The sequence below is a fragment of the Planctomycetia bacterium genome, assembly GCA_021413845.1.
Lineage (GTDB): Bacteria > Planctomycetota > Planctomycetia > Pirellulales > PNKZ01 > PNKZ01.
Window position 1 is genome coordinate 1 of sequence record JAIOPP010000084.1, and the last position, 21,769, is coordinate 21,769.

20 protein-coding genes, 1 pseudogene and 1 riboswitch are annotated in these 21,769 nt (G+C 60.5%); of the genes and pseudogenes, 13 read left to right on the forward strand and 8 right to left on the reverse strand.

All coding sequences use genetic code 11. The features are described 5' to 3' along the window. From K8U03_14905 to K8U03_14915, 3 genes and pseudogenes are all read right to left on the reverse strand, one after another. On the reverse strand, positions 1–204 hold a 204-nt coding region (locus tag K8U03_14905), incomplete at its 3' end, for a hypothetical protein (GenBank protein MCE9606184.1). A 91-nt stretch (positions 205–295) separates the two neighbouring features. Beyond that, positions 296–838, reverse strand: a pseudogene (locus K8U03_14910) (xanthan lyase). A gap of 90 nt (positions 839–928) precedes the next feature. Beyond that, positions 929–1,927, reverse strand: coding sequence for a TonB family protein (locus K8U03_14915; protein MCE9606185.1), 999 nt, complete (start codon positions 1,925–1,927; stop codon positions 929–931). 154 nt (positions 1,928–2,081) lie between these two features. Next, positions 2,082–2,326: riboswitch (cobalamin riboswitch) on the reverse strand. 197 nt (positions 2,327–2,523) lie between these two features. Between K8U03_14915 and K8U03_14920 the strand changes: the two genes are divergently transcribed. Then, complete coding sequence (locus K8U03_14920) at positions 2,524–3,687, forward strand: DUF1559 domain-containing protein (protein ID MCE9606186.1); 1,164 nt, start codon at positions 2,524–2,526, stop codon at positions 3,685–3,687. 91 nt (positions 3,688–3,778) lie between these two features. Here the strand turns inward: K8U03_14920 and K8U03_14925 are convergent, their stop codons facing one another. Next, positions 3,779–4,462 carry a hypothetical protein gene (locus tag K8U03_14925; GenBank protein MCE9606187.1) on the reverse strand — a complete coding sequence of 228 codons (684 nt, stop codon included), beginning with the start codon at positions 4,460–4,462 and terminating at the stop codon, positions 3,779–3,781. 214 nt (positions 4,463–4,676) lie between these two features. On the opposite strand from K8U03_14925, the gene K8U03_14930 reads away from it, so the two are divergent. Both K8U03_14930 and K8U03_14935 read left to right on the forward strand, forming a co-directional pair. Further along, positions 4,677–5,795, forward strand: a complete 1,119-nt coding sequence (locus K8U03_14930; GenBank protein MCE9606188.1) for a D-TA family PLP-dependent enzyme — start codon at positions 4,677–4,679, stop codon at positions 5,793–5,795. 57 nt (positions 5,796–5,852) lie between these two features. Beyond that, positions 5,853–6,737 carry a recombinase RecA gene (locus tag K8U03_14935; protein MCE9606189.1) on the forward strand — a complete coding sequence of 295 codons (885 nt, stop codon included), beginning with the start codon at positions 5,853–5,855 and terminating at the stop codon, positions 6,735–6,737. 24 nt (positions 6,738–6,761) lie between these two features. On the opposite strand, the gene K8U03_14940 is transcribed toward K8U03_14935, so the two are convergent. After that, positions 6,762–7,088, reverse strand: a complete 327-nt coding sequence (locus tag K8U03_14940) for a tetratricopeptide repeat protein (GenBank protein MCE9606190.1) — start codon at positions 7,086–7,088, stop codon at positions 6,762–6,764. Positions 7,089–7,391: 303 nt separating this feature from the next. Between K8U03_14940 and lpxA the strand changes: the two genes are divergently transcribed. Beyond that, a complete protein-coding gene (lpxA, locus tag K8U03_14945; GenBank protein ID MCE9606191.1) occupies positions 7,392–8,246 on the forward strand; it encodes an acyl-ACP--UDP-N-acetylglucosamine O-acyltransferase in 855 nt (284 codons plus the stop codon). A 100-nt stretch (positions 8,247–8,346) separates the two neighbouring features. Here lpxA and ppdK read toward each other — a convergent pair whose 3' ends face one another. Continuing rightward, on the reverse strand, positions 8,347–11,085 hold the full coding sequence (ppdK, locus tag K8U03_14950) for a pyruvate, phosphate dikinase (GenBank protein MCE9606192.1): 2,739 nt from the start codon (positions 11,083–11,085) through the stop codon (positions 8,347–8,349). 411 nt (positions 11,086–11,496) lie between these two features. Here ppdK and K8U03_14955 point away from each other — a divergent pair, with 411 nt between their 5' ends. Further along, a complete protein-coding gene (locus K8U03_14955) occupies positions 11,497–12,648 on the forward strand; it encodes a fatty acid desaturase (protein ID MCE9606193.1) in 1,152 nt (383 codons plus the stop codon). A 50-nt stretch (positions 12,649–12,698) separates the two neighbouring features. Continuing rightward, complete coding sequence (locus tag K8U03_14960) at positions 12,699–13,736, forward strand: class I SAM-dependent methyltransferase (protein ID MCE9606194.1); 1,038 nt, start codon at positions 12,699–12,701, stop codon at positions 13,734–13,736. Between the two features lie 5 nt (positions 13,737–13,741). Here the strand turns inward: K8U03_14960 and K8U03_14965 are convergent, their stop codons facing one another. Continuing rightward, positions 13,742–14,635 carry a LysR family transcriptional regulator gene (locus tag K8U03_14965; GenBank protein MCE9606195.1) on the reverse strand — a complete coding sequence of 298 codons (894 nt, stop codon included), beginning with the start codon at positions 14,633–14,635 and terminating at the stop codon, positions 13,742–13,744. Between the two features lie 240 nt (positions 14,636–14,875). On the opposite strand from K8U03_14965, the gene K8U03_14970 reads away from it, so the two are divergent. From K8U03_14970 to wecB, 3 genes are all read left to right on the forward strand, one after another. Further along, complete coding sequence (locus tag K8U03_14970; protein MCE9606196.1) at positions 14,876–15,403, forward strand: peroxiredoxin; 528 nt, start codon at positions 14,876–14,878, stop codon at positions 15,401–15,403. A gap of 115 nt (positions 15,404–15,518) precedes the next feature. Continuing rightward, on the forward strand, positions 15,519–16,061 hold the full coding sequence (locus tag K8U03_14975) for a carboxymuconolactone decarboxylase family protein (protein ID MCE9606197.1): 543 nt from the start codon (positions 15,519–15,521) through the stop codon (positions 16,059–16,061). A gap of 74 nt (positions 16,062–16,135) precedes the next feature. Further along, positions 16,136–17,263: a UDP-N-acetylglucosamine 2-epimerase (non-hydrolyzing) gene (gene wecB, locus K8U03_14980; protein MCE9606198.1), complete on the forward strand. Its 1,128-nt coding sequence runs from the start codon at positions 16,136–16,138 to the stop codon at positions 17,261–17,263. Positions 17,264–17,308: 45 nt separating this feature from the next. On the opposite strand, the gene K8U03_14985 is transcribed toward wecB, so the two are convergent. After that, a complete protein-coding gene (locus K8U03_14985; protein MCE9606199.1) occupies positions 17,309–18,262 on the reverse strand; it encodes an SDR family oxidoreductase in 954 nt (317 codons plus the stop codon). Between the two features lie 314 nt (positions 18,263–18,576). Between K8U03_14985 and K8U03_14990 the strand changes: the two genes are divergently transcribed. The 4 genes from K8U03_14990 to K8U03_15005 all read left to right on the forward strand — a co-directional run bounded on the left by K8U03_14990 (position 18,577) and on the right by K8U03_15005 (position 21,536). After that, entirely contained in the window at positions 18,577–19,362 is a 786-nt protein-coding gene (locus K8U03_14990; protein MCE9606200.1) for a hypothetical protein, read from the forward strand. Between the two features lie 167 nt (positions 19,363–19,529). After that, entirely contained in the window at positions 19,530–20,552 is a 1,023-nt protein-coding gene (locus K8U03_14995) for a PmoA family protein (protein ID MCE9606201.1), read from the forward strand. Between the two features lie 369 nt (positions 20,553–20,921). Next, positions 20,922–21,218, forward strand: coding sequence for a hypothetical protein (locus tag K8U03_15000; GenBank protein MCE9606202.1), 297 nt, complete (start codon positions 20,922–20,924; stop codon positions 21,216–21,218). Positions 21,219–21,302: 84 nt separating this feature from the next. Beyond that, the gene (locus K8U03_15005; protein MCE9606203.1) at positions 21,303–21,536 is read left to right on the forward strand and encodes a carbon storage regulator; all 234 of its coding nucleotides are present in this window, start codon (positions 21,303–21,305) and stop codon (positions 21,534–21,536) included. The last annotated feature ends 233 nt before the right edge of the window (positions 21,537–21,769 follow it).

The following is a 21,769-nucleotide window of genomic DNA, read 5'->3' on the forward strand; positions in this document are numbered from 1 at the left end:
GAGCCGCGCGCCGCGTCCGGCGAGGAGCTCGGCCGCTTGAAACGACGTGAGCTGCTTGGCGTCGACGAGGGCCTGCGCAAAACCGCCGCCGTCTTTCGGTCGCTCGCCGGCGGGCAACGCAGCCCACGAAGCCTTCACCTCATCGGCCGTCAGCAAGCCGGAGGCAATGAGCGACTTCCCGAATTGATCGACCGACAACGCCATGACGGGCCCCCGTAAAGTAGTGGGCTACAGCGTAATCGGAAAACCGCGCGGCGCATATCGAGCGGGGGCTCAGCGCGGCATTTTTCGGTGATCACTTCTCGCTATTCTCGCCGAGCGGAATCCATTGCACGGCATCGGCGATGACGTTCTTGCCGTCGGTCCCGTCGTTGGAGATGCGGACCCAACCGGTTTTGCCGGCTTGAAAGCGAAACTTCCCGAGCGTGCGGAAGAGCTTGGCGTGTTCGGGGATCTTTTGCTGATTGATGCGCAGCGTCGTCTCGCCGTCGGCGTGATGGATCGTCACCGGAGTGTTCGTGGCCCGACGGATGTTGTAGCAATGAGCGAGGCGCACTTCGTAGAGTCCATCGCGCGGCAGGTTCGGAATGAACGTCGCCGACTTCTTCCCTTTCCCTTCCTTTTGATCGTGCAAGTAGCCGAGGCCGACGTAAGGGGGCGTGTGCGTAGAGTATTGCCATGTGCCGACGAGCACGGCCGAAGTTTCATCGACGACAATGCCGGGCAACGACGCCGGATCGGCAACGATCAGTGGAACCAAGGCCGGCACGTCGACCTCGCCCGGCGCATGCGTATTGGCGACGGCATCCGGATGCGGCTTGAGCTTCGTCGCCGGCGGCTCCGCAGTTCGGGCCGTCGATACATAGGCGAGGCACAGCAGCGGCACGAGCGTGAGCTTGTGGAACTTCATGACGACTTTCCGGTTGCGTCAGCGCGGCTTCGCCTGATTGCGATCGCGAAACGTAAAGGACCAGATAAACTCCGCCGCGCGGCCGGTCTTGCGGCCGTCGGCGGGCTCGAATTTCCAGGACAAGATCACATCGAGCGCCGCACGATCGAGGCGTGGGAAGCCGCTCGATCGGTGCAGCGTGGCTGTTTCGACGTTCCCCGTCGCATCGACCTTGACCAACAGCTTAACGACTCCCGCCTCGCGCGCCGCCAACGACTCTGCGGGATACAGCGGTTGGATCTGCCGGATCGGCTTCGGCGGTTCGTCGGCCACGACCCCCGACGAGGCGGCCGACGGGTTGGAAGCGACCGATTCCATGAGCGACTTCGTCGCCACTTCGCGCGGCACCGCCTGCGGGACGGCGCGCGGCTTACGCACGATCGGAGCCTCGCGCTCTTCGCTCGCCTCGGGAACTTCGATCGCGGCGCGGGTTTCCGAAACCGTCGTCGGTGGTAGTCGGTCGTCTTCGCGAAGCACCGCGAACGTGGCGGTAGGCCGCTCGGGCTTCGCTTGGTTTCGTTTGACGAGCGGCTGCTCCATGGCCTGAATCTCGGGTGCCAGAATGTCCGGCGGCTCGACCGTAATTATTTTTTGGTGCTCCGGAGGCGGGGCGGCGACGGAAGCCGAAAGCTCGATCGAGTTCGAGCCCCGGCTGAGCGGCACGATCCAGCGGGCATCGCCGAACCAAGTGTCGTGTGCGAAGACGACGATCGCCGCCACATGCAGCAAGATGCTGGCAAGGACGAAGCCGAATGCATTGCGCGGCCAAGCGATATCGGTTCGCACTCCGAACCTCGGGCCCGGCGTCGGCGAGATGTGTAAGGCGAGACCGAGAGCATCGGCTGCGAGAGCGCCGGCAGGTTCGTTGCGAGCGGTCGACGGCTCGAAGTCGCCCGCCTCGCCCACTACTTGAGGGGGCTGGGCGACGACCGAGACGCAATGGATCGGCGTAATTACGACGCTGCAGACGCGAGTCATTCCCGGCTGTCCGGAGCCGTGGTCCGAGCATCGCAGCGCCGACGAAAACGACACGAACGACGCTGATCGGCGTCGTTTACGAGCATTTTCGAGACGGAGATCCGATGCGCAGAAGACGGCCGTTGGGCTAGGTGATCGTCCCGAGCGATCGCAAGCCTCAGTGTTCCGTGTCGGTAGGTCTTCTGACTTCCAAGCCTCGAGTCTTCACGGCCTTCTCATCGGGGCAAGGTCGCCAGGAGCGTGTGCTCCGAGCGAGGATTGCAACGACAATGGCGATCGAATGGAAGACTCTGTGGCGCTTGGTTACAGCGGCGGGGCCGTTCTGGATTCGCACCAGGTTCCCTGTTTGCCGACGACACGAAAACCGAGCCGTCGGCCACCGACACTTGGGTGGGAATCGAGCCTAATCGAAGCCACATGAAAGGTCAACGATTCCGCGATTCGCGCCCTACGCCGAATCCGAGAGAGGCATGCAAGTTACGTCCGAAGCGTCGGCTATGAAAATGCACGGAATTATCTGGAAAAACATATAGACGCCTATAGACTGAGGGAACGGCTGGGGCCTGAGGGGTTCGCAAAAGAAACAGGAGTTTTACATGTCTTTGAGGAACAGAACCGCACCATTCGTCGTGCGGCGCGCCGGTTCTCGTGCGCGGATGAAGTCGAGCGGTTTCACGCTCGTTGAGTTGCTTGTCGTGATCAGCATCATCGGGATGTTGATGGCTTTGTTGTTGCCCGCGATCAACAACGCTCGTGAGACGGGTCGACAAAATACTTGTCGAAGCAATCTCTCCAACGTGGCCGTCGCGATGATTTCGTACGACAGTCGTAACGGTCGCTACCCGGGCTACATGAACGTGTTGCTCACGCAACAAGGGAACCTCTACAAGGACATCGGTAGTTCGGTCGCGACTCCGGTGAGTTGGGCCGTCGAGCTTCTGACGGATCTCGATCGTAGCGCGCTGTACGAACAGTGGCGCACGGACTCCAACAGCGCCAGCGGCACCGGTAGCGGTAGCGGCGGCTCGTCGTCCTATGTTGCGAACTTGAAGGTCTACTTGGAAATCTTCACCTGCCCGAGCGACGATGCGAATCGTGCGGGAACGCCGACCAGCTATGTCTTGAACACCGGCATGAAGGACTTGGTCACTGCCACGGCTCCCGTATCGACGGGAATGCCGCGCGACTTCCAAGCCAACGGGATGTTCTTCGACAACTACTCCGACAATCCTAAGGTGAAGACGACCGCCGCTTCGCGTGGTCCGGAAATCGTGATGCGTTCGGGAAACATTCGTGATCCGAAAGATAAGACGATCATGTTCACGGAGAACGTCGATGCCGGTGACTACACGTTCGATTCGACGCTGACCGGCGACACGAACTACAACAAGTACTCCGAAGTACAAGTCGGTTGTATTTGGGACGGACTGGGAACCGTCGTCACCAACACGACGGATACGAAGCAAACGCCCGTCATGACGCCGACCGTCGACGGTTATCGAATCAACTTCGATATGGGTAAGGGAGACTTCCAAGACTACAAGTATTGCCGTCCGTCGTCGCGTCACCCGCAAGGGGTCAACGTGGCGTTCATGGGCAAGAACGTGGTGTTTATGCGAGACACCCTTTCGTACTTCGTCTTCGCGAAGCTGATGTCGAGCGACGATGCCTTGATGAAGGTGCCGGGCACGACCGGGGCATCGACGATCAACATCGCTTTGGTTAAATACCAAATCAACGACGCGGATATCAATCCGTAGTTGATCGCAAACGTCCGCCTGCAAATGCAACAAGGCCCGATCGGAAATTCCGATCGGGCCTTGTTCGTTTTTTGAATACGGCGTACCGACGTTAACGGAGCGGGTTTCCTACGGCCGCGGCATTCGTTTCCATGCCGCGCAAAGGATTGCCGGCCGAGGTCGAGGGATTCACAGTGTCGCTCACCCATGCCACGGGTCGCACCGCGGAATCTTGTCGATAGTTCGGCGCTCGGGAGGCGGCGATCGGCATCGCCGGGGCGGGGATCGGGATTCTTGCGGCGTCGGGCGTGGGAGCCATTCGCGCAGGCTCGACCGAAGGGGATGTCGGGAGGAATACCGCAGCGCGCGGCGGAGATTGCTTGTAAGCAATCGTGCTCGACGTGGTTGCTTGATAAGCGTCGTTGAGCGCCGGCACCTGAATGGCGATGCGAAGCGCCGCGACTTCATCGCGCGGCAATGTGCGCAGCACGACCGGTGCAGCAGCAGGGGCCGTGCTCACGCTCGGCATACTCGACGATTGTGGTGAAGACGCCGGCGACGAAATCGGCGGAGCGCTGAAGGTCGTTTCCGTCGTCGGATAGACGGTGTGCGTCATGCGAGCCGGCATCGCGGCGGGGGGCGTCGCCTGAGTCGTTTGCGGCGGCCGATTCACCACAGCGGGTGCAGCCGAGTAGTAAGGATTCGCGACGAACTGCGGTCCCGGATCGGCCAGCGAGAAACTCACCGGCACAAGGACGATCGCACCGAAGCTGAAGGCCCAGCGAGGGAGTCGCATGAAGATGAATCCTTTTGATAGGGGCCGCAAACTTTCTCTAGGTTCCACAACCCATACAATCGGCAGTTTTCGGGTTAGAGCTTCGGAAATTCGTCGCGGGTTGCAAACCGCGGGTCTCCGTCCGACAATCGTGGTTCGCTCCGCTGTTTTGCCGGCACCGCTTCGTGCCGGCTCCTACCTGCGATAAGCCCTTGGAAATCAAGTCGTTATGAGCATGTCTACTATGGTTGAGCCTTGGTACGCGGTCGAGAACGTCGGCGAGATCGCGAGCCCGGCGATGTTGGTCTACCCGGACCGAATCGAACGAAATCTGAAGCGCATGATCGAACTTGCCGGCGGCACGGCGCGTCTTCGTCCGCATGTGAAGACGCATAAGATGGCCGAAGTGATCCGGATGAATCTCGCGGCGGGAATCACGAAGTTCAAAGCGGCGACGATCGCCGAGGCGGAAATGTGCGCCTCGGTCGGCGCCCCGGATGTGCTGATCAGCTTTCCGCAAGTCGGACCGAACGTCGAGCGCCTCATCAACCTGTGCGCGGCGTATCCGAATACGAAATTCGCGACGATCGCCGACGACCACGGGCACATTCTGCATCTCTCGACCGCGTTCGCTCAAGCAGGCCGGCAAATCGAGGTTTGGCTCGATATCGATGTCGGTCAGCATCGCTCCGGCATCGCCCCCGATGAACGGGCACTGGCCCTTTATCTACAGCTTCACGAACTGCCGGGCACCGTGCCGGGCGGGCTGCATGTATACGACGGGCAAGTGCGCGATCCGGAACTACAAGAACGGATCGAGCATGGCGAGTCGTCGTATCGGCCGGTCGTGGAATTGGTGCGGCGCATCCGCGAGGCCGGCTTGCCGATGCGATTGCCGATCTGCGGAGGCACTCCTTCGTTTCCGGTGCATGCGCGCCATCAAGATCGGGACTGTAGTCCCGGCACATGCATCTTCTTCGACGTCAGCTACGGGCTTCGTTATCCGGATCTCGGCTTCGAGCATGCGGCGGTGCTGCTCGGTCGCGTCGTCAGCAAGCCGGGCGAGAATCGAATCTGCGTCGATCTTGGCTATAAGGCTGTGTCGCCCGATAACGCGACCTTGCGCGTGCAACTGTTGAACGTGCCCGACGCGACGGTGTTCGGTCACTGGGAAGAGCACCTTACGGTCGAAACGCCGGCTGCCGCGCAATTCTCGGTCGGCGATGTGGTGTACGGCGTGCCGTATCACATCTGCCCGACCGTCGCGCTGCAGCGCGAGGTGTATACCGTGCGCAACGGCCGTGTCGACGGCAGTTGGAAGGTCGTGGCGCGCGACCGGAAGCTGACCGTTTAACGACCCGGATCGCTGTTTGTTCCTTCGATTTTCTCCTGCTCAGAGTTCGCTTGCCCGATGTCTCATTCTCGATTGTCCACCGGTGTCGAAGGGCTCGATTCCTTGCTCGGCGGAGGCTTGCTTCCCGGCACTCTCACCGTCGTCGTCGGTGCGACGGGCATCGGCAAGACGCAACTCGGCTTACAGTTCGCCGAGGCCGGCGCGCGTGACGAGAAACGTCGTGGAATCATGTTCGATATGACTTCGCGCGGCGATCCGCAAAGCCATGCCGATTACGCGCGACGGATGTTCGATTGGTCGCTGACATCGGTCGATCCGGAAGCCGCGCCGGCGCTCGATCGGGTCTTCGCGGCCGATTTTATGCCGGGAGATTATCTCAATATCTTCCGCTATGCAGGCCGGCGCGTAGCCCGGGGAGACTTGAGCTTCGAGGAATATCAAGAGTGGCAAGCCGAACTCGCTCGCAAGCTCGGCGCGACGATCGCCTTCTTCTACGCCAACTTCATTCGGGGCTGCCGACGCACGGTGATCGACGGCATCGAGCCGCTGGATCGCAAGCGAGACTCGATCCAACTCGAACTCTTCGAATACATCTACCATCAAGTATTGCGAAAAGACCCGGAGTGGGTGGCGCGCGATCTATTTCGCGAACACTACCGGAGCCGAGAAGCGGAGATCGCCGCGGCGAAATACGAGCCGACGTCGATCGGTTGCGTGCTGCTCTATACGTCGTCGGAAACGATGCTCGACCAATTGATCGAACGCCCGCTCGACGAAGGGGATCTGCTGGCGAATGCCAACACGATCATTTACCTCGGCAAAACGCGCACGCATGAAGGTCGCATCGGTCGTGGCTTGCACGTAGCCAAGCATCGCGGCAGCGCCTGCAGCGACGACATCGTGCCGTATACGCTCGGTGATCGCGGCATGACGGTCGGCTAGAGTTACATGCCGACGCCGGCGATGCTAGCCGCGCATCTGCTGTTGCTGCATCATCTGAGCTCGGGCCTTGGCGTCTTCGGCGTCTTGGATGCGCCCGGCTCGCACGCAGACGACGCTTAAGGCCGTATAGCTGCGGGGGTCGTTCGGTTCGAGTTCGCAAGCCTTCTTGGCATGGGCCACGGCTTCGTCGTGGCGCTGGAGCTTGCCGAGATAGATCGAGAGCGCGGAATACGCCAGAGCGTAGGTCGGCTCTTGAACGAGTATCTCTTGCAGCTTTGCCACCGCTTCCTCGAACTTTCCTTGGTCCTTCAACTTCACGGCTTCATCGTAAAGCTCGAAACTAGCGGCCATAAGGGAAACTCCGACGGAAGAACAAGGAACGCAGGCGAGTAGGATCTTGCTCTAGTTTACCTAAAACTCGTGCCGGCGTCAGGGCTTGCGAAGGCGCGTTGTTGCTACGGAATCATAAATTTCCGCCTTGCGTCAAAACAGGTTGCGACGGTACTGTTCTCCCAACCGATAAGTCAATCCTGGCAGCGGTAGAGCGTAGGCGATGCAATAAGCAACGCTTCCGTTTGCCGCACCGCTCCGACGGTCTCTTGTGGTGAGATCGCGCGACGGTGCCGGGGCGTCCCCAAGCACAAGGAAGTGCACGTGGGTATTCATCCCCTTTCCGTAGTTCACCCTTCGGCGAAGTTAGGTCGGGATTGTGAAGTCGGTCCGTTTTGCGTGATCGAGCGCGACGTCGTGGTCGGAGACCGCTGTACGTTCGAAAGCCATGCGACGGTGCGGCGCGGGGTCGTGATGGGAGACGATAACCGCGTCTCCGAAAGCAGCGTGCTCGGCGGCTTGCCGCAACATCTGCAAGCACGCACTTACGACGGCAAAGTTCGCATCGGGTCGGGCAATACGTTCCGCGAGTTCACTACCGTCCACCGCTCGCTGCATGCGGACGGCGAGACGATCGTCGGCAACAATAACTTCTTGATGGTTAATGCGCACATCGCTCACGATTGCATCATCGCCGACCATACGATCATCGCCAACAACTCGATGCTCGGCGGCCACGTAACGGTCGACGATCGCGCCTTCATCTCCGGCGGCGTGGCGATTCATCAGAACTGCCGGATCGGTCGACAATGCATGATCGCCGGCACTGCCCGCGTGACGAAAGACGTACCGCCGTTCGTGACCGTCGACGGCTCGAGCAATTACGTCGTCGGTTTGAACTCGATCGGCTTGCGGCGTAGCGGCGTGACGAGCGAAGAGATGCTGCAACTCAAGCTCGCTTACCGTTTGATCTACCGTAGCTGCTTGCCGTGGCGCGAAATCTTGAGCCGCTTGGCGACGGAGTTCGCCGTTGGGCCCGCAGCCGAGTTTGCGCGGTTCTTCGAAGGGACGAAGCGCGGCATCGTCGCCGAACGGCGCCTGCCGCCGGGTTCCACGATCAAGCTCGCCACGACCGAAGAAGCGGCCGGAGAAGCGGAAGATCGCCGCAAGGCGGGCTAAGCCGCAGCACACGGCCCGCACCGCTTCATCGAGAGTCCATAAAAAAAGGCCCGGCGAAATGTTCGCCGGGCCTTTTCGTTTCTCTTCGGAGCTCGTCCGACTACTTCTTCGCCTTGTCGGCGATCGCGGCTTGAGCTGCGGCCAAGCGAGCGATCGGCACTCGGCGTGGGGAGCAACTCACGTAGTCGAGACCGATCGTGTGGCAGAACATCACGCTCGACGGCTCGCCGCCGTGTTCGCCGCAGATGCCGATCTTCAAGTCGGTTCGCTTGCTGCGCCCCTTCTCGACCCCCAACTTCATCAACGTGCCGACGCCGTCTTGGTCGATCGTTTGGAACGGATCGTTCGGAACGATATCGTTTTCCTTGTAGTAGTTGATGAAGCCTCCGTAGTCGTCGCGGCTCATGCCGAGCGTCGTTTGCGTGAGGTCGTTCGTGCCGAAGCTGAAGAACTCCGCCGACGCCGCGATCTGATCGGCTACGGCGCAGGCCCGCGGCACTTCGATCATCGTGCCGACCATGTAGTCGACCTTGATCTTCTGTTCGGCGAACACCTTCTCGGCTTCGTCCCGAATCACCTTCTCTTGGTTCTTAAACTCGGCCAAGTAGCCGACGAGCGGGATCATCACTTCCGGCTTCACATCCGTGCCGGCCTTCTTCACTTGGCAAGCGGCCTCGAAGATCGCTCGGGCTTGCATCGCCGTGATCTCCGGATAGACGATTCCCAAGCGGCAGCCGCGGTGGCCGAGCATCGGGTTCGATTCGTGCAATTCTTCGACACGGCGAGCGATATCGTCGGCCGAGATGCCGATCTTCTTCGCGAGCGCCTTTTGCGAGGCTTCGTCGTGCGGGAGGAACTCATGGAGCGGCGGATCCAAGAGGCGGATCGTCACCGGACGGCCTTGCATCGCCGTGAACAAGCCGGCGAAGTCTTCCCGTTGGAACGGCAACAGCTTCGCCAGGGCCTTCTGGCGGGTCGGCAAGTCGCCGGCGAGAATCATCTCGCGGAACTCATCGACGTGGTGGAAGAACATGTGCTCGGTGCGGCAGAGCCCGATCCCTTCGGCACCGAACGCGATCGCTTCGGTCGCTTGAGCCGGTTCGTCGGAGTTGGTTCGCACCTTGAGCTTGCGGAACTTGTCGACCCAGGTCATCAGCTTGGCGTATTGCTGATACACACGCGACTCTTCCGGCTTCAACGTCTTGGCGACGAGCACCTGGATGACTTCGCTCGGCTTGGTCTCGACCTTGCCCGAGAAGACTTCGCCGGTGAAACCGTCGACGCAGATGTAATCCCCTTCTTTGTACGTCTTACCGCCGACCGTGAGCGTGGCTTTTTCGTAGTCGATGTTCAATTCCGAAGCGCCGACGACGCACACTTTGCCCATCTGGCGACTCACGAGCGCGGCGTGCGAACTGGCACCGCCGAAGGCCGTGAGAATGCCCTTCGCGGCTTTCATGCCGCGAAGATCTTCCGGCGTCGTCTCGCGACGAACGAGAATCAATTCGATCTTCTCGTTGGCGAGGAACTTCGCTTCGGCTTCATCTGCGTGGAACACGATCTGACCGGTCGCGGCACCAGGTCCGGCATTGATCCCCTTGGTCATCAACCGACCGTCGGCGATCGCCTTCTTCTTGCCGGCCGGATCGAAAACCGGTTGCAGCAATTGGTTGAGGTCGTCGGCCGGAATGCGCTTCGGCGAGATCGCTTCTTCTTCGGTGATGATCCCTTCGTCGACGAGGTCGACGGTGATACGCACGGCGGCGAAGCCGGTCCGCTTGGCGTTGCGAGTTTGCAACATCCAAACCTTCCCGCGTTCGACGGTGAATTCGATGTCTTGCACGTCTTTGTAGTGCTTCTCGAGGATGATGCCGATCTTGTTGAGCTCGTCGTAAGCCTTCGGCATGTCCTTGGCGAGGGTCTCTTCGATCCGGAGCGGCGTGCGGATACCCGCCACGACGTCTTCACCCTGCGCGTTGATGAGGTAATCGCCGCAATAACCCGGCGTGCCGAGCGCACCGTCGCGGGTCAGGGCGACGCCCGTCGCGCAGTCGTCGCCGAGGTTGCCGAACACCATCGCTTGCACGTTGACGGCCGTTCCCCACTCATGCGGAATGCCGTAGGTGCGGCGATAAACGATCGCGCGATCGTTCATCCAGCTCCCGAACACGGCTCCGACGGCACCCCAAACCTGTTCCATCGGGTCGGTCGGGAAGTCTTTGCCGGTCTGCTTCTTCACGGCACCCTTGAACTCGGCGACGAGCTCTTTCAACTGGGCGACGGTGAGCTCGTTGTCGTTTTCGACCTTCGCGGCATGCTTCTTCTTTTCGAGTAATTCCTCGAAAGGGTCGGCGTCGGTCTTCTTTTCCGGCTTCATGCCGAGTACAACGTCGCCGTACATCTGGACGAACCGGCGATAGCTATCCCAGGCGAAACGCTCGTTGCCGGACGACTTAGCCAGGGTTTGCACCGTGGTGTCGTTCAGGCCGATGTTGAGCACCGTATCCATCATGCCCGGCATCGAGTCGCGCGCGCCGGAGCGGCAGGAGACGAGCAGCGGGTTGACCGGGTCGCTGAACTTCTTCCCCATCGTCTCTTCGACCTTCTTGATGGCCGCTTCGACTTTGGCCTTCAACTCCGGCGGATACTTCTTGCCGTTGTCGTAGAAATAGGTGCAAACCGAGGTGGCGATCGTGAACCCTGCCGGTACGGGGAGGCCGATCTTCGTCATTTCGGCGAGATTGGCCCCTTTACCCCCGAGGTGGTTCCGCATCTTGGCATCGCCGTCGGTCCCGTTCGGCCCAAATGAATAAACGTATTGATCGACATGCTCTGCCATGACAGGACTTCCTCGCGAATGCTTAAAAAATGGGGTGCAAGCGCCGTCGCCGGATTTCGGGCGCTCACGAGAGGAAACTCGGAGAGCCCGCAAGGGACGGCTTTTCGTTTGCCGATAGGGATAGTAAGTCCCTCGTTTTCGCCCGCAGCGAATACGAACCCGAAAGTTTAGAGAGGGGTCGAAAGACCGTCAAGGACCGGCCGCGGCGCGGAACTTGCTAAGGTCTCAGCCGATCGCTACGGGGCATGCTTTTTTGGGGAAACGGCTAAGCGGGGTACGAAATAGGACCAACGCCGTTTCTCAGCCTGAAATCGGTTCCGCCGTAAAAAATCAAAGTATCGGGTATCGCCGGGTAGTGCCGCCGGACATCGCTCAAGGTAGTTTAGGTAGAGTCACTCGCACAGGTCTCCGATGAACGACAGCATAGCCGGCAAATCCCCTGCGCAGCGGACGATTCCCGCCGACGGCTTCACGGTACGCGCCGTTACGGAAGTCGTGCGCGATTTGCTTGTCCCGAAGGCTTGGATCTTTTGGACCGACTTGATCCTGACGCTGGCCGTCGGCCACCTCGCGCTGACGTTGCACTTCGCCGATGTAAATTTCTTGTGGCAGGCCCTGGGCTTCGTCGTTGCGGGCATGGCCTTCTATCGCTGTTCGATGTTCATTCACGAAGTGCAGCATTTGCGCGAGGGAACGTTCGTCGGCTTTAAGATCGCTTGGAATTTGTTTTGCGGGATTCCGTTTCTCATTCCCGCTTACACCTACGGCGACCATAAAGGGCACCACGTCAATCGCGAGTACGGCACGCTCGACGACGCCGAGTATTTGCAGCTGGTGCATATGCCGCTCACTTCGACCATCTACATGCTCTCGCGCATCTTTTGGCTGCCGGTCGTGTTTCTCTTTCGCTATATGTTTCTCACCCCGGCGGCCTACGTGCTGGTTGCCGTGCGGCATTGGATTTGGAAATATGCGACCCGAGCGCCGGCGATCAACGTGCTGCGCAATCGCTACTTGCCGAGCCCGGCGGAAGAACCGATCTGGAAACTGCAAGAAGCCGGCTGCTGCATTTATGCTTGGACTGTGATGACGCTCGTCGCTACGGGAGTGCTCAGTTGGACCTGGCTGCTGCACATCTATTTCCTGAGCGTCTTCATCATCACCCTCAGCCACACGCGCACGCTTGCCTCGCACCGCTTCATCAACGATGGTCGCGAGATGACCTACATCGAACAGTTGCTCGATTCGACCACCGTGCCCGGGCATCCGCTGTTGACCGAGATTTGGGGCCCGATCGGCTTGCGTTACCATGCCTTGCACCATGTCGTGCCGTCGATTCCGTACCACAACATCGGGATCGCTCATCGACGCCTGATGCAGCGCCTCGAACCGGGCAGCCCGTACCACGCTACGCTCCGAACAGGCCTTTATCACGCCTTGTCGGATGTCGCCCACACGATGTACCGCTCGCACCTCCGGCATCGGGTCGTGGCGCGACGTCGTCGTCGGGCTGAACTTGCGGCGGCCCAGTTGCAACTTTCGAGTCAGACCACTTCGGCGTAGAATACGCCCGGTGATTTTGATTTCGTGAGTAGTAGGCGGAGCGCGCGAGGATGACGTTTGGACCCGCCTGGCAAGGGCTGCCCCCTCGGAACGACGCGCCGGATGCCGAGCCCGCGAACTTCGCGCTGATCCGCGCCGCGGCCGAGCGTTTGGCAGCCGATCTCCGCCTGGCCGAACTGCAAACCGACCATTGGCAACGCCTCGACCTCGGCCAAGCCTTGATCGACGATGCGCTCGACCGCTGCTTGGCCGCACTCATCGAAACCGGTCTGTGGGGTCGCGACAACCAGATCCCCAGCCATGAACTCTGGCGCATCGCCGGGCCGATCCTCGAATGCGGCGGCTTGCAACATCGAGCGCGCTTCAAACCGCGGGGCTACGCCGGCGACTTCGAGATGCTCGACGACTTCTGGACGCGTCGTGAAAACGAATCGCTGCCCGGCAAGTTGTTCGACCGCTACTTCTTGAAACAAGCGGCCGTCGAAGCGGTGCGGGCTCGTATGGAACAAGCCGCTTCGGCGATCATGCGGCCGGCGCTCGAGCCGGAGCGCGAGGAATTGCGCGTCGTCAGCATCGGCAGCGGCGCCGCGACCGACCTGTTGCAGGCAGCCAAATTGCTCCCGGAGTCGGCGTGCCGCAAGCTCCGCTATTCGCTCGTCGATATCGATGAACACGCGTTGGAGTTTGCCAAGCGGCGGCTCGATGCCACGCTGGCTCCCGAGCAGACGACCGCGCATCGCGAGAATTTGTTTCGCCTGGCGAAGGGGCGTCGGGGAGCGGCGCTCGTTGCCGACGCCGATGTCGTGCTCTGCACCGGGCTCTTCGACTACCTCGGCGATGCCGATGCGGCGGCGATGCTCGCGATGTTTTGGCGCGGGCTCCGCGCCGGTGGAACGCTGCTCGTCGGCAACTTCGCGCCCCATTGCCCGACGCGCGCCTATATGGAATGGCTCGGCAATTGGTATCTCGTCTATCGCACGGTCGAGGAGTTTACGCTGATTGCGGACGCGGCGGAAATTCCCGCGGCGCAACGTCGCATCGGAGCCGATCGAACCGGCTGCGATTTGTTTCTCGTCGCGGAAAAGTAGGCGGATTATTCGGTGCGGCCGAACTCCTTCGCCCACGGATGAAGCCAGTCGACGAAGCGGCGAAAGAGTTTCGTTTGATACCGAAACTCATGCCAGGCGATGCCGATCGTCCGTTCGGGTCGATCGCCGGCGAGGGAGCGATAAACGCGCGACTTGGCCGTGTCGAGCCGCTTCGCCATCTCCGGCACGAACGACAACCCCTGCCCGAGCGAGACGAGCTCTTGCAGCGTCGCCAGTTGGCTGACGCGTGAAGTCACGATCGGTTGCAGCGACTTTTGTCGGCAGAAGCTCAAGGCGTTTTCGGTCAGACAATGCGTGTCGTTTAAAAGCAGCAGCGGTTCGTCGGCGATGTCGGCCGTCGTAATGCGCGGCTTGCCGGCGAGGCGATGCTTCTTCGGCAAGACCAGATGCAACTCCTCGGTGAAGAGAGGGGCGGTGCGTAGATGCTCGAGCACGACCGGCAGCGCGAGCAAGATCAAGTCAACCTCGCCGCGCACGCACAACTCGATCGCGTTGCGCGTCGTTTCTTCGACGACTTCGATCTTCGCCCCTCGGCACTCGCGGCGAAAGTCGTCGAGCAGTTGCGGCAACATATACGGCGCAATGGTCGGGATCGCCGCGATCACGAGCCGGCCGGTGTCGGCGGAATCGGTGAGACGCGCTTTCGCATCTTCGACGAGACGTAGCACTTGTTCGGCATGATCTTGAAACGTCCGGCCGGCTTCGGTGAGTCGGGCGGTCCGGCCGAGCCGCTCGAACAGCGGCTGCCCGAGCTCCCGTTCGAGCTTGATGATCTGCTGGCTCAGCGACGGCTGCGAAACCAAGCAGGCCTCGGCGGCCCGCGTGAAATTGGCATGATTAGCAACGGCGACGAAGTAGCGGAGTTGCTGGAGTTCCATAGGCCTATCCTATCACATTCATAAATGCTTCGTCTTGGACCTATCGTGCCTAAGTTCCTACGATGGCTTATCGCCGGAACGCCGCACTCGTTCGTGTGAGAATGTCCCCCTCCCGGCGCCGTGCGGCATCCGATAAGTTGGTCGTGTTCGATCGGATCCGCTCCGCGGGGGGCCTTTCGGTTCGCCCCGCGGTTTCAAAGCCAACAGCTTGTTCCTACTTTTTCGATACGGAGATGCATCATGTTGACGGTCGGCACCAAGTTTCCTGAGTTTAAGTGTCATGCAAATGTCGGCCCGAACGCCGAGTCGCTCACGTTGATTACGAACGAATCGGCCAAGGGCAAATGGAGCGTCTTCGTTTTCTATCCGAAAGACTTCACGTTCATCTGCCCGACCGAGCTCGTCGATTTCAATAAGCGTTTGGCCGATTTCGCCGATCGCGATGCCGTCGTCTACGGCGCCAGCACCGACAACGAATACTCGCACCTGGCGTGGTGTCAGCAACACACCGACTTGCGGAACTTGAAGTATCCGTTGTTGGCGGCGCAGAAGTTGTCGTCGGATCTTTGGATCCTCGACCCGAACGAGAACGTCTGCCTTCGTGCGACCTACGTCGTCGATCCGAACGGCATCATTCAATGGGCGAGCGCCAACGCGTTGAGCGTCGGCCGGAGCACGGAAGAAGTATTGCGCGTCCTCGACGCCTTGCAATCGGACGAGCTTTGCCCCTGCAATTGGAAGAAGGGGGAAGCGACGATCAAGGTGTAGTCGCCATTGCTTGAAGAACGATTAAGCATACGAATCGGCGAGCGCAGCCGCCGTCATCCGGCGGCTGCGCCCCCACCTTCTCCCGATGGAAGAAGAGTTTATTAGGAGCATCTCGATGTCGGCGGAACCTACCATCACCTCGGCAGTGGAAGTGTTGCTCGCCCCGCTTCCGGATGCGTGCAAGGATCTCCGTCTGAACCTGACGGGCATGCTGCGCGGCGGTAGCGTCGATCAATCGACGACCTATTGCTCGGCCTTGGCTGCCGCTTATTTCGTCGGCGCTCAGGAGCTCGCCCAAGCGCTGCGGGCCGACAGCGCGTCGCTTTTGACCGACGACGAAGCCTCGGACGCGCAGGCCGCGGCTTCGCTCATGGGAATGACGACCGTGTACTACAAATCGCGCGATTTGCTCGGCAAGCCGACCTACGAGCAAATGCGGCCGAGCCTGCGCATGAATCGGATGATGAGCCCGGCCTCGCGCGTGAAGTACGAAGCGGCGGCGATGACTTGCGCCGCGATCGCGGCTTGCCCGGCGTGCTTGAAAGCGCATGAGAAGAAGCTGATCGAATACGAATGGAGCGAAGGGCAGATTCACGAATTGTTAAGGATCGCTGCGATCGTGCATGGTACGGGCATCGCGCTTGGTTCGATTCGTTAATGTCCGGATAGGTGCCTGAATCCGGCGGTTTTCCTGCCTTGCCGGCGACGGGCCGTGTCGCGACAATCGCGAGCATGCGACGTCGACGACTATTCTTCTCGATCGGAACCCGGCCCGAGGCCGTTAAACTGGCGCCGCTGGTGCGCGTCTGTCGCGCCCGCCCGACCGAGTTCGAGGTCTTCGTCTGCCTCAGCGGACAACATCGGGAGTTGGTGACGCCGCTGGTCGACTACTTCGAGCTTCGGCCCAACTGCGACTTGCAAGTGATGTCGCCGAATCAGAACTTGGCCGAGTTGACGAGCCGATGCTTGCGCAAAGTCGACGACGTGCTCGGCCAATACGGGCCCGACTTCGTGATCGTGCAAGGAGACACGACGACGGCCGCGGCGACGGCGCAAGCGGCGTTTTTTCGTGAGAAGCCGATCGTGCATGTCGAAGCCGGCTTGCGCACGGGGAGCCTGGCTTCGCCGTTTCCGGAAGAATTCAATCGACGGCTGATTTCGTTGGCGGCGAGCTTTCATTGCGCTCCGACGGAGCAAGCCGCGGCGAATCTTCAAGCGGAAGGGACGGCGAGCGGGCGGATCCGCATCACGGGAAACACGGGGATCGACGCCTTGCTATGGACCGCCGAACGGGAACGCGTGCGGATCCAAGAGTCCTCGGCCGCGCCGAGCCCGCTGGTGTTGATCACGGCCCATCGCCGCGAGAGCGTCGGCTTGGGGATCGCGAACATTTGCGCCGCGGTGAAGATGCTGGCCGCGCGGTTCCCGAAGCATCGCTTCGCTTGGCCGCTGCATCCGAACCCGAAGGTGGAGGAACCGGTACGCGGGGCGCTCGGCAACTTGCCGAACGTCGAGCTTGGTCCGGCGCTCGATTATCCGGAGTTCGTGCGGACGATGGATCGCGCGACGTTGATTTTGACCGATTCCGGCGGAGTGCAGGAAGAAGCACCGTCGTTGGGGAAGCCGGTCCTGGTATTGCGGAACGATACCGAACGGCCGGAAGGAATCGCTGGCGGCTGCGCGGAGCTCGTCGGCATCGATCCGGCGCGCATCGTCGACCGCGCCACGCATTATTTAGAGGCATCGCCGGCAGTGGGGAAGCGACTGCCGAGCGCCAACCCCTACGGCGACGGCAAAGCTTCGGAGCGCATCGCCGATTGGCTGGCGGAGTTCGATCCTGATCGGGTAAACGGATCGTAGCTCATGATTTTTCTGATCACCGACCACTGACCACCGACCACTGCATCATCTCTTCACGATCGTCCGGTAGTAATCGATGGAGCGTTTGAGCCCTTCTTCGAAATCGATTTCCGGTTCATAGCCGAGCACGGAGCGCGCGAGCGTGATGTCGGCCATGCTTTCGCGGACATCGCCGATGCGCGCGGGGGCGTGAATCGGTTGCACGTCGGTACCGAGTTGCCGATTCAGCGCGGCGATGAGCTCTAGCAGGCTTAGCGAACGTCCGTTCGCCATGTTGATCACACGACCGTTGACGTTCGCGGCCGGAGCATCGGCGGCAAGTAGGTTCCCCCGCACGACGTTCGAGACGAACGTGAAGTCGCGCGATTGGCCTCCATCGCCGTAAACGGTCGGGCGACGGCCGGCGAGCAGGGCCGTGATGAAGAGCGGAATCACGGCCGAGTAGGCGCTGTCGGGATCTTGTCGCGGGCCGAAGACGTTGAAGTACCGGAGGCAGACGGTCTCGATCCCGAACGTAGCGGCGAACGAACGGCAATAGATTTCGGCGGCGAGCTTCGCCGCACCGTAAGGGGAGATCGGTGCCGGCAGGTCGGTCTCGCGCTTGGCACTCGAGGGTTGATCGCCGTACGCGCTCGAACTCGCGGCATAGACCAAGCGCCGCACGCCGGCTCGCCGGGCGGCATCGAGCAAGTTGACGGTTCCTGTGACGCAAGCGGCATGCGTTTGCAGCGGGGCTTCGACGCTCAGCGAAACGGAAGCGAGCGCCGCTTCGTGGAAGATGCAGTCGACCCCTGCGACCGCTTTCGCAACGATCGCCTCGTCGACCAAGTCGCCTTGTAGAAACTCGAGGCGATCGGCCCAGGGGGCGATGTTCTCAAGCTTGCCGGTGCAAAGATTGTCGAGCACGCGTACCCGATCGCCGCGACGAACGAGCGCTTCGACGATGTGCGAGCCGATAAAGCCAGCGCCGCCGGTAACCAAGAAGATGCGCGAAGCCAAGGGTGTGCCGCTCCTGAGAGAACTTTGCCGACGGCATGGAGGCCGTGCGGGCAACGGGATCGTTCGATGTTGCAATCGAGACCGGAAAATTTAGCACATGCGGTAGCTTGCCGACCTGCCGGCTCGCCGCCCGTGGACAATCGGCGGCGGATTGGTAGCACCCGCGCTGCCGGCATTCCTTACGATCGGCACGACCGGACTTTCGCACGCCGACGACCGGTATTTACGAGGCCCGAGCCTTCCGATAACCTCCCTGCCGCATGAGGGGAAGAATGGTTTCGAGCGTCTCGAATTCGGCCGGCGGAGAGCGGAACATGAACGATTGCAAGTCGCGAGCGGGATCGGCATTGCGCGGGATCGTGTTAGCGGTCAGCTGTGTGCTCGGCTGCGTCGGCGAAGCGGCGGCGCAAGAGTTTCGGATCGAGAGCCGAGTGTTCGACGGCAAGCAACTCGTCGGCGGCAGCACGACCGTTTTCGCCGCCAAGACCTACGACTTTCTCACCGACCCGCCGGAAGCGGTGGTGTTCGATGCCGCGACTACGCGGTTCACGTTGCTCGACGACCGCCGCAAGGTGCGCTGCGAACTAGCGATGGAACAAGTGACGGACTTTTGCGAACGCTTACGCGAGCGCTCGAAGCTGAGCGACTCTAGTTATGTGAAGTTTCTGGCAACGCCGGACTTCGAAGAACAGTTCGACGCCGAGAAGCGCGAGCTGGTGTTGAACAGCGCCTTTATGGTGTATCGCGCGAAGACAGTCGCAGCCCGCGACACCGAATCGCTCCGCCGATACCAAGACTTCACTTATCGGCAAGCGCAATTGAACACGGTCTTGAATCCAGGCTCGCAACCGCCGTATGCCCGACTCAAGTTGCACGCCGCCTTGGCTGATCGGCAAGTCATGGCCGAAGAGGTCACGATGCGTCGTGCGTCGGTCGTGCCGAACTTCGGCAAGACCTTGCGTGCCGAGCATAAGATCGCGTGGACGCTCGACGATGCCGATCGCCGCCGAGCGGCCGAGGCCGACGAGCATGCGACGACCTACGCTCCGCTGCCGATCGCCGAGTATTTGCGCCCGGTTTTGGAACAGGCGCAGCAATAAGCCGCCGGTTCGAGCGGCTTCGGCAGTGCATCGCCGCGGCAGCTTATTGTATTAAATCGCGAGGCTACCTAAACGGTGGCATCGCCGCCGGCGAGGGATTACGATAGCGGGCGATCGAACCATTCGATTTCCCGCCCACCGTTTCATCCTTCGTCGAGGTTGCCGCCATGCCGTACGTCCGAAGTGCGATCTTAGGTTGCTGTTTGTCGCTCTTCTCGGTTCTTACGCCCGACGAAGCCTCGGCGCAAGGCACGGTCACGGTCGCGGCGCGTGACAAAGCCGTGCATGGCGTGGCGGTGCTCATCGACGGCAAACTGTTCGCCGACTACGTGATCGGCAACGGGCCGAAGCCGTATATCTGGCCGATTGTCGGGCCGACCGGCAAGCCGATGACTCGGGCTTACGCCAACGCTTGGGTCGACGGTGAAACGACCGATCATCCCCATCAACGATCGTTTTGGTTCACGCATGGCAACGTGAACGGCGTCAACTTTTGGGCGGAGAATCCCGGCGACGGCTCGAAGCTGAAGGAGGCGGACGGAGACGGCGTGCTCTACTCGGGCCACGGTTCGATCGAGCACAAAGAGTTTACGAAGATCGAAGCGGCAGGGAGCACGGCCACGCTCGTGTCGCGCAACGATTGGCTCGGGCCTAAGGGAGATAAGATTCTCGAAGACGAGCGCACGACCGTCTTCCGCGATCTCGGCGACGCGCGGGCGATCGACTTTACGATCGTGCTGAAGGCCACGAACGGCGACGTGAAGTTCGGCGAAACGAAAGAGGGCTCGTTCGGCGTGCGCGTGCCGACGGAGATGGACGTCGATCACAAGCCGACCGGCGGCAAGATCGTCTCGAGCGAAGGGCTGACGAATAAAGACGCTTGGGGAACCAAAGCCGCGTGGGTCGATTACAGCGGCACGGTCGGCGGCGAGCAACTCGGCGTGGCGATCTTCAATCATCCGTTGAGCTTCCGCTTTCCGACCCGCTGGCATGTGCGGCCCTATGGCTTGTTCGCAGCCAATCCGTTCGGTGCGACGAGCTTCGACAAGAACACGAAGGATGAGAGTGGAGCAACCGTTCGCTCCGGCGAATCGCTGACGCTGCGCTATCGCGTTTTCTTCCATAAGGGAGACGTCGCGGTCGGGGGCATCGATGCGGCTTATAAGCAATATGCCGCTGAGAAGCCGTAACGGTTTCAAGACCGCGATGTCGTTCGCTTCTATGCGCTGTTTCCGGCCGATGGCAATGCCCGGCTGAGATGGGAATCGCACGCGCTGCGCCAAGGGATGTGTGTAACGGCGTTCCCGAATGTAACGTCGCTTTTCAGCGGCGTTTGTCGCGCCATTGCCGCACTGTTGCGGCTCCATGGGTTCGCGCGTTTAACGGCAAGCTGCGCGACGAACTTTAGCGGAGAAAATTCGGCCGGTGTTGCCCATGCGCATTTTTACTTGTCGAAGTAGGTTGCGCACATTGCCGATAGCTCAAACAAGCCAATGGCATCCTAAGCCTTTAGCTTTCTCTATGCGACTCATTCGACCACCCCAGAGGCGCGCATTCGTATGAACCAGGGTGACTGCCAACTCAATAACTTGAACGAACTTCGAGACTACGTCTACGAAACCCTTTGTCTGAGAGAGAATTTAGAGCCCGGTGCGTTCCACATGTCGGAACAGCTTTTGATCCGTGCGGGCAAGCCATGCGGGATGCATTTTTGCCTACACGGCCCTCGTGCGGTGATGTTCTCCGCGATTTGGGAGACGAAGCAGCAGACGATTTTGTTTTACGATTCGACGGGAATCCGTTTCCAACGGACTCGCCTGGCGAAAATCCACGAGATGGAAGCGGTTGCCGCCTAAGCGAACGACGTGTTGACCGCCCTGTCATCGTGATGTATACATAAGACCACTAATCATCAATTGTACATGGAGGATTGATTATCCATGCTAGTGCTATCTAGAAAAGAAAACGAACGGATTCGTTTGGGCGATTCCATCATCGTGACCATTGTGCGGGTCTCGGGAGATAAGGTGCGGCTCGGCATTCAAGCGCCGCCCGATGTGCTCGTGTTGCGAGACGAACTGGAGACCTTTAGCAAGCAAGACGCTCCGCAGTTAGTCACTCCTCTGGTGACAGTCGTTGATCTGCCGATCGTTCCCCAGGCTTTGGCCGGCTAGGCAGGCTTAGTTAATTGCGTAGATGCCCGGACCTTTTTAAGCAGTAGGCCTGTCGAAGTCGCTATTAAGCGCTTCGACAGGCTGCAGGGCCACGCAAGGAAGGACCCCAGGCTGGGAAATCGCTGGAATTCGGCATCGCTGAAATTAAACTGGTGGTTTACCGCCGACTTGCGTCTTTTTTTGATTTTTTGAAAATCTGCGCGTAACTGCCGGCATAACCGAGTCAATTAGCG

What these genes read in the sequence shown, in the direction of transcription:
- K8U03_14915 (MCE9606185.1), bottom strand. Translation starts at nt 1,927, where the DNA reads ATGACTCGCGTCTGCAGCGTCGTAATTACGCCGATCCATTGCGTCTCG.
- K8U03_14920 (MCE9606186.1), top strand. Translation starts at nt 2,524, where the DNA reads ATGTCTTTGAGGAACAGAACCGCACCATTCGTCGTGCGGCGCGCCGGT.
- K8U03_14925 (MCE9606187.1), bottom strand. Translation starts at nt 4,462, where the DNA reads ATGCGACTCCCTCGCTGGGCCTTCAGCTTCGGTGCGATCGTCCTTGTG.
- K8U03_14930 (MCE9606188.1), top strand. Translation starts at nt 4,677, where the DNA reads ATGTCTACTATGGTTGAGCCTTGGTACGCGGTCGAGAACGTCGGCGAG.
- K8U03_14935 (MCE9606189.1), top strand. Translation starts at nt 5,853, where the DNA reads ATGTCTCATTCTCGATTGTCCACCGGTGTCGAAGGGCTCGATTCCTTG.
- K8U03_14940 (MCE9606190.1), bottom strand. Translation starts at nt 7,088, where the DNA reads ATGGCCGCTAGTTTCGAGCTTTACGATGAAGCCGTGAAGTTGAAGGAC.
- ppdK (MCE9606192.1), bottom strand. Translation starts at nt 11,085, where the DNA reads ATGGCAGAGCATGTCGATCAATACGTTTATTCATTTGGGCCGAACGGG.
- K8U03_14955 (MCE9606193.1), top strand. Translation starts at nt 11,497, where the DNA reads ATGAACGACAGCATAGCCGGCAAATCCCCTGCGCAGCGGACGATTCCC.
- K8U03_14960 (MCE9606194.1), top strand. Translation starts at nt 12,699, where the DNA reads ATGACGTTTGGACCCGCCTGGCAAGGGCTGCCCCCTCGGAACGACGCG.
- K8U03_14965 (MCE9606195.1), bottom strand. Translation starts at nt 14,635, where the DNA reads ATGGAACTCCAGCAACTCCGCTACTTCGTCGCCGTTGCTAATCATGCC.
- K8U03_14970 (MCE9606196.1), top strand. Translation starts at nt 14,876, where the DNA reads ATGTTGACGGTCGGCACCAAGTTTCCTGAGTTTAAGTGTCATGCAAAT.
- K8U03_14975 (MCE9606197.1), top strand. Translation starts at nt 15,519, where the DNA reads ATGTCGGCGGAACCTACCATCACCTCGGCAGTGGAAGTGTTGCTCGCC.
- wecB (MCE9606198.1), top strand. Translation starts at nt 16,136, where the DNA reads ATGCGACGTCGACGACTATTCTTCTCGATCGGAACCCGGCCCGAGGCC.
- K8U03_14990 (MCE9606200.1), top strand. Translation starts at nt 18,577, where the DNA reads ATGAACGATTGCAAGTCGCGAGCGGGATCGGCATTGCGCGGGATCGTG.
- K8U03_14995 (MCE9606201.1), top strand. Translation starts at nt 19,530, where the DNA reads ATGCCGTACGTCCGAAGTGCGATCTTAGGTTGCTGTTTGTCGCTCTTC.
- K8U03_15000 (MCE9606202.1), top strand. Translation starts at nt 20,922, where the DNA reads ATGAACCAGGGTGACTGCCAACTCAATAACTTGAACGAACTTCGAGAC.
- K8U03_15005 (MCE9606203.1), top strand. Translation starts at nt 21,303, where the DNA reads ATGCTAGTGCTATCTAGAAAAGAAAACGAACGGATTCGTTTGGGCGAT.